Below are 4,977 nucleotides of genomic sequence, written 5' to 3' on the forward strand. Positions count from 1 at the left end.
TCCTCGATGCGGTCCAGCAGGTGCAGCAAACGATCATTGGTCTCATAATTCAGCGCATTAAGCTTGTCTGGCCGGTTGAGAGTGAGAAGAGCAATCTCGTTTCTCACTTCAATGAGGATTGAATCTGACATCGGTAACGCCTTTCCACAGAGTCGAATGCCCCCGGAAGCTAGCGATCAGGCAGAATTGTGTACACTCACTGGTTAGTATACATTGACAGGATGGCAAAGACTTCCGATCCGACCCGCGACCGCATTATCGATGCTGCAAGCCGCCTTTTCTACGCGCAGGGCATTCGCAGCGTCAGCGTCGATACGGTGGCGGAAAAGGCCAACCTGACCAAGAAGACGCTTTATTATCATTTTAGGAGCAAGGACGAGCTCATTGCAGCCTATCTTAAGGCTCGCGATCAGCCCAATCTCACCCTCTTTGCCAAATGGTTTGACGAGACGGATGGCGGGATTGCCAGCAAGGTCGAGGCGATCTTCATCAATCTGGCAAAGGCCGCGCGGCACAGGAAATGGAAAGGATGCGGGTTTCTGAGAACTGCAGCGGAACTGGCGAACATGCCCGGACATCCCGCGATCAAGATCGGATCGGCGCACAAGAAAAAGTTCGAGGCATTTCTTTGCGAAAGGCTCGAAGCAGCCTCGTTGATTGAACCGCTTCTTCTTGCTTCACAGATCGTGCTTCTCATGGACGGGGCGTTTTCAGTCATGCTCGTCCACCGCGATCCGACCTACATCGAGGCGGCGGGCAAGGCCGCCGCAGCACTCGTCACAAGTGCCGCGGTGAAAGTCTAAACCTTCCTGACGATCACGCTGCCAACCGAATAACCTGCACCGAAGGAACAGATCACGCCAAGGCTGCCAGGGGCAAGATCGTCGGAATATTTCGAGAAGGCGATGATCGAGCCTGCTGACGACGTATTGGCATAATCCTGCAGGATATTCGGCTGTTCGCCGGGTTCCGGCTCTCTGCCGAGCACCTTGACGCCGATCAGATCATTCATGCCCTTGTTGGCCTGGTGCAGCCAGAGCCGTGACAGGTGCGCCGGTGCGATATTCTCGTCGGCAAGATGGGTGAGAATGAGGTCGGACACGATTGGCACGACCTGCTTGAACACCTTGCGGCCTTCCTGGCGGAACAGCATGTCGCGCCGGTCGGCCATGTGGCCTTCCCGCGTGCGGCGCAGGAAGCCGTTATTGTTGCGGATATTGTTGGAGAACTGTGTCAGGCAGCGGGTCGAGACGATCTCGAAACGATCCCTCGCGGTGGCAAGGTCGTCGCGTTCGAGCAGGACCGCGGTGCAGACATCGCCGAAGATGAAATGGCAATCACGGTCGCGCCATTCGAGATGCGCCGAGCAAATTTCGGGATTGACCATCAAGATGGCCCGGGCCGAGCCCGAGCGGATCATGTCGGCGGCGGCCTGAATGCCGAACGTTGCCGATGAACAGGCGACATTCATGTCGAAGCCAAAACCCTCGATCCCCAGTGCCTGCTGCACCTCGATGGCAATGGCCGGGTAGGCGCGCTCGTGATTGGAGGCGGCGCAGATGACCGCATCGACTTCAAAAGCAGTGCGCCCTGCCTTGGCGAGGGCCTGTGTGGCGGCCTTCACCGCCATTTCGGCCATGACTGACAGTTCGTCATCGCTGCGCTCGGGGAGAACCGGATGCATGATGTCCGGATCAAGAATGCCGGATTTGTTCAGAACATAGCGCCGCTCGATGCCGGATGCACGAACGATGAAGTCCTCTGCCGACATCGTCATCGGTTCACGGGTACCAGCAGCAATCTCATCGGCGTGAATTTCGTTCTGCCTTGTGGCATAGATGTTGAACGCCGCGACGAGTTCGGCATTGCTGATGGACTGTTGCGGCGTGAAAACGCCCGTACCGCTGATGACAACTTTATGCATGGCGCTTCCAGAGTTTCTTATCTTCGAAAAGCGATAGAGATTCCCGGCGTTTCGCGCAAGTAATCCATACTGTCATCAAGGGTTCACGCTCAAGTTCTAGCCTTTCTTCAGACTTCATTAACCACTGGGGACCGGTTATGACGGTAAGCAATGCAACGGATGCCAGGCTGCTCAAAGGCGAGCATCCGCTGGAAAAGCCAAACAGCCTCGGCAACCTTCCCAATTACGCTGTGATTGCCATCCTGATCGCCAGCCTCTTCTACGTGGCCTGGTCGCTGACGCAGGATTTGACCAGTGCCGTCGCGGTTCCGTGGATTTTGCTCGGACTGGCGCTTGTCACCGCCCTCGGCTTCGAGTTCGTCAATGGTTTTCACGATACGGCCAATGCCGTCGCGACGGTCATCTACACCAATTCCATGCCCGCCGAGATCGCCGTCATCTGGTCGGGTTTCTTCAATTTCCTCGGCGTCATGACAGCGAGCGGTGCGGTTGCCTTCGGCATCATCTCCCTTTTGCCCGTCGAACTCATCATGCAGGTGGGATCGAGTGCCGGCCTAGCGATGGTGTTTTCGCTGCTTGCGGCCGCGATCATCTGGAACCTCGGAACCTGGTATCTTGGCCTGCCCGCTTCGAGTTCCCACACGCTGATCGGTTCGATTGTCGGCGTCGGCCTTGCCAATCAGTTCGTGGCACCGACCGGCACCGCAACGAGTGGCGTCGACTGGTCGAAGGCCACGGAAGTGGGCATGTCACTTTTGATTTCGCCGCTCGTCGGCTTCGGTGCAGCCGCCCTGCTATTACTGGCAATGAAACTCTTCATCAAGAACAAGGCGCTTTATGAAGCCCCAAAAGGCAGTACCTCGCCGCCATTGTGGATCCGGGCGCTGCTGATCTTCACCTGCACGGGTGTAAGCTTTGCCCATGGCTCGAACGACGGCCAAAAGGGCATGGGTCTCATTATGCTCATCTTGATTGGCGTCGTGCCTACCGCCTTTGCACTCAACCGCACACCGGACGTCAATTATCTTGACGCATACAAGGCTGCAGCGAGGCAGGCAGGTGTCGCACTGAAGAAATATGAAAAGCCTGGTGTCGTCGTGACCGATGCCAAAGCCGTCGTCAGCGAGGCGGTACGCAACAAGACCTGGAGCGACGCGACAACAGTCGCCCTGCAGCAATTCATCATCGACACCAATGCCACGATTTCGCCCTACGGCTCGGCTGCCAATGTCCCGGTTGGCATGGTCAGCAACACGCGTAACGACATGTACCTCGCCGGCGAAGCCCTGAAACTGATCGACAAGAAGAAATTGCTGCCGATGGAGCCGGCGGACCTTGCGACGATCAAGACCTATCATCAGGCCATCGACAATGCGACGAAGTTCATCCCGACGTGGGTCAAGGTTGCGGTCGCCCTGGCGCTGGGCCTTGGAACCATGGTCGGCTGGAAGCGTATCGTCATTACGGTGGGTGAAAAGATCGGCAAGACGCATCTTACCTATGGTCAGGGCGCCTCGGCCGAGCTGGTGGCGATGGGTACGATCTTCACCGCAGATACGCTTGGCCTGCCGGTCAGTACGACGCACATATTATCGTCCGGCGTTGCCGGATCGATGGTCGCCAATGGCTCGGGATTGCAGATGTCGACGGTTCGCAACTTGCTGATGGCCTGGGTGCTGACATTGCCTGTGTCGATTGCCCTGTCCTTCACGCTGTTCGTGATCCTGCGGCATTTGATCTAGCAGGCTGCTGAAATTCGCTCTGCGTTGCCGCAAGCGTTTGCTGTGGTCGCGATTTTTCGACGGGTATCGGCCGGATTCGGGCTGACCGAGGCAGGTTTTCTGGTCATATTGGCTTATTCACCTCTCGCAAGACACACTTCGCCCGTCGACCCGATCAATTTCGGAAGACGAACGATGTTGTAGGCGGCAAGGGCGAAGGTGAAGACCGCCTCCACCTTATCCAGTCCGCGAACCTTGAGCTGTGAGAGACCGCCGGTCGTTTTAACCCAGCCGAAGATTTCCTCGATCCGCTTGCGGCAGCGCAGGCTGATCGCATAGCCGGGACTTTGCGCCACCTGCGGCGGCACCGCCGTCTTGCGCACCTTGCCCGTCTTGCTCACCGACCCGTTGATCGCAACATGCGGCACGATCTTGCGGTCCTTCAGCCCCTCGACGAATGCTTCCGCGTCGTAGCCCTTGTCGGCGCCCAGCGTCGCGCCTTCGGCAAGGCCCTTGCTCAGTTCGCTCGCTGCCTCCCGCTCGCCCGTGCCGCTCGCACGCGTCACCGCGCCATCCACTGCAAGACCGTTGCGGTTTTCCATCAGCGCGTGCCCCAGATAGGCCAGCCGGCTCTCCTGGCCATTGCCCTTGCGGTAGAGCCGCGCGTCCGGATCCGTCGTCGAGGCGTGCGTTTCGTTCGAGCGCTTCTGCTTGCGGAAGTTGCGCTCGCCGTTGCGCCCATCGTCCGGCGGCTCGTCGGAGCCGTCCTTGGCCCGAAAGCTCTTCATCGAGGCGAACGCCTTCAGCATCGTCCCGTCGACCGAAAAATGCTCCGCGCTCAGCAGCTTCTTGACTGCCGGCTGCGAAAGCAGCGCCGACAGGAAGCCTTGCGCCACCTCCGTCGTCAGCAGCCGATCCCGGTTCTTCGAAAACGACGAGGCATCCCACACCGCATCGTCGATCCCCAGACCCACGAACCAGCGGAACAACAGGTCGAACTCCAGACGCTCCATCAACTGTCGTTCCGAGCGGATCGAATACAGCATCTGCAGCAACACCGCCCGCAGCATCCGTTCCGGCGCAATCGACGGCCGACCCGTCTTCGCATAGAGCGCCGCAAACATCCCATCCAGCGACGCAAGCGAGCTGTTCACCAACGCGCGCATCACCCGAAGCGGGTGGCCGGCCGGAACTCGTGCCTCAAGATCAACATACGAAAACAGCGACCCCGTCCGATCATCCCCACCGCGCATCCAAATCAATCCTATCTGTTGCACCATCAGGGAATCATGCCGCAAACCCAAAAGCCAGAGAGTTTTTCAGCAGCCTGCT

At 58.4% G+C, this 4,977-nt stretch carries 4 protein-coding genes and 1 pseudogene; 2 read left to right on the top strand and 3 right to left on the bottom strand.

Annotation, left to right across the window (positions count from 1 at the left end; genetic code table 11):
- Window positions 1-131: pseudogene (locus AAAC48_RS06265) on the bottom strand (enoyl-CoA hydratase); the annotation flags it as partial.
- 90 nt (window positions 132-221) lie between these two features.
- On the opposite strand from AAAC48_RS06265, the gene AAAC48_RS06270 reads away from it, so the two are divergent.
- Complete coding sequence (locus tag AAAC48_RS06270) at window positions 222-803, top strand: TetR/AcrR family transcriptional regulator (protein ID WP_340653359.1); 582 nt, start codon at window positions 222-224, stop codon at window positions 801-803.
- Here the strand turns inward: AAAC48_RS06270 and AAAC48_RS06275 are convergent.
- Window positions 800-1,924: a beta-ketoacyl-ACP synthase III gene (locus AAAC48_RS06275; RefSeq protein ID WP_340653360.1), complete on the bottom strand. Its 1,125-nt coding sequence runs from the start codon at window positions 1,922-1,924 to the stop codon at window positions 800-802. The two genes, AAAC48_RS06270 and AAAC48_RS06275, sit on opposite strands and share 4 nt — an antisense overlap.
- Before the next feature lie 137 nt (window positions 1,925-2,061).
- On the opposite strand from AAAC48_RS06275, the gene AAAC48_RS06280 reads away from it, so the two are divergent.
- Window positions 2,062-3,666: an inorganic phosphate transporter gene (locus tag AAAC48_RS06280; protein ID WP_340653361.1), complete on the top strand. Its 1,605-nt coding sequence runs from the start codon at window positions 2,062-2,064 to the stop codon at window positions 3,664-3,666.
- Window positions 3,667-3,779: 113 nt separating this feature from the next.
- Here AAAC48_RS06280 and AAAC48_RS06285 read toward each other — a convergent pair whose 3' ends face one another.
- Window positions 3,780-4,898, bottom strand: coding sequence for an IS5 family transposase (locus AAAC48_RS06285; protein WP_340653362.1), 1,119 nt, complete (start codon window positions 4,896-4,898; stop codon window positions 3,780-3,782).
- Window positions 4,899-4,977 lie beyond the last annotated feature (79 nt).

This window comes from Phyllobacterium sp. (genome assembly GCF_037994405.1).
In the GTDB taxonomy this organism is placed as follows: domain Bacteria; phylum Pseudomonadota; class Alphaproteobacteria; order Rhizobiales; family Rhizobiaceae; genus Phyllobacterium.

Bases quoted from the DNA above. Each gene is read 5' to 3' on its own strand.
- AAAC48_RS06270 (WP_340653359.1), top strand. From the start codon at position 222: ATGGCAAAGACTTCCGATCCGACCCGCGACCGCATTATCGATGCTGCA.
- AAAC48_RS06275 (WP_340653360.1), bottom strand. From the start codon at position 1,924: ATGCATAAAGTTGTCATCAGCGGTACGGGCGTTTTCACGCCGCAACAG.
- AAAC48_RS06280 (WP_340653361.1), top strand. From the start codon at position 2,062: ATGACGGTAAGCAATGCAACGGATGCCAGGCTGCTCAAAGGCGAGCAT.
- AAAC48_RS06285 (WP_340653362.1), bottom strand. From the start codon at position 4,898: ATGCGCGGTGGGGATGATCGGACGGGGTCGCTGTTTTCGTATGTTGAT.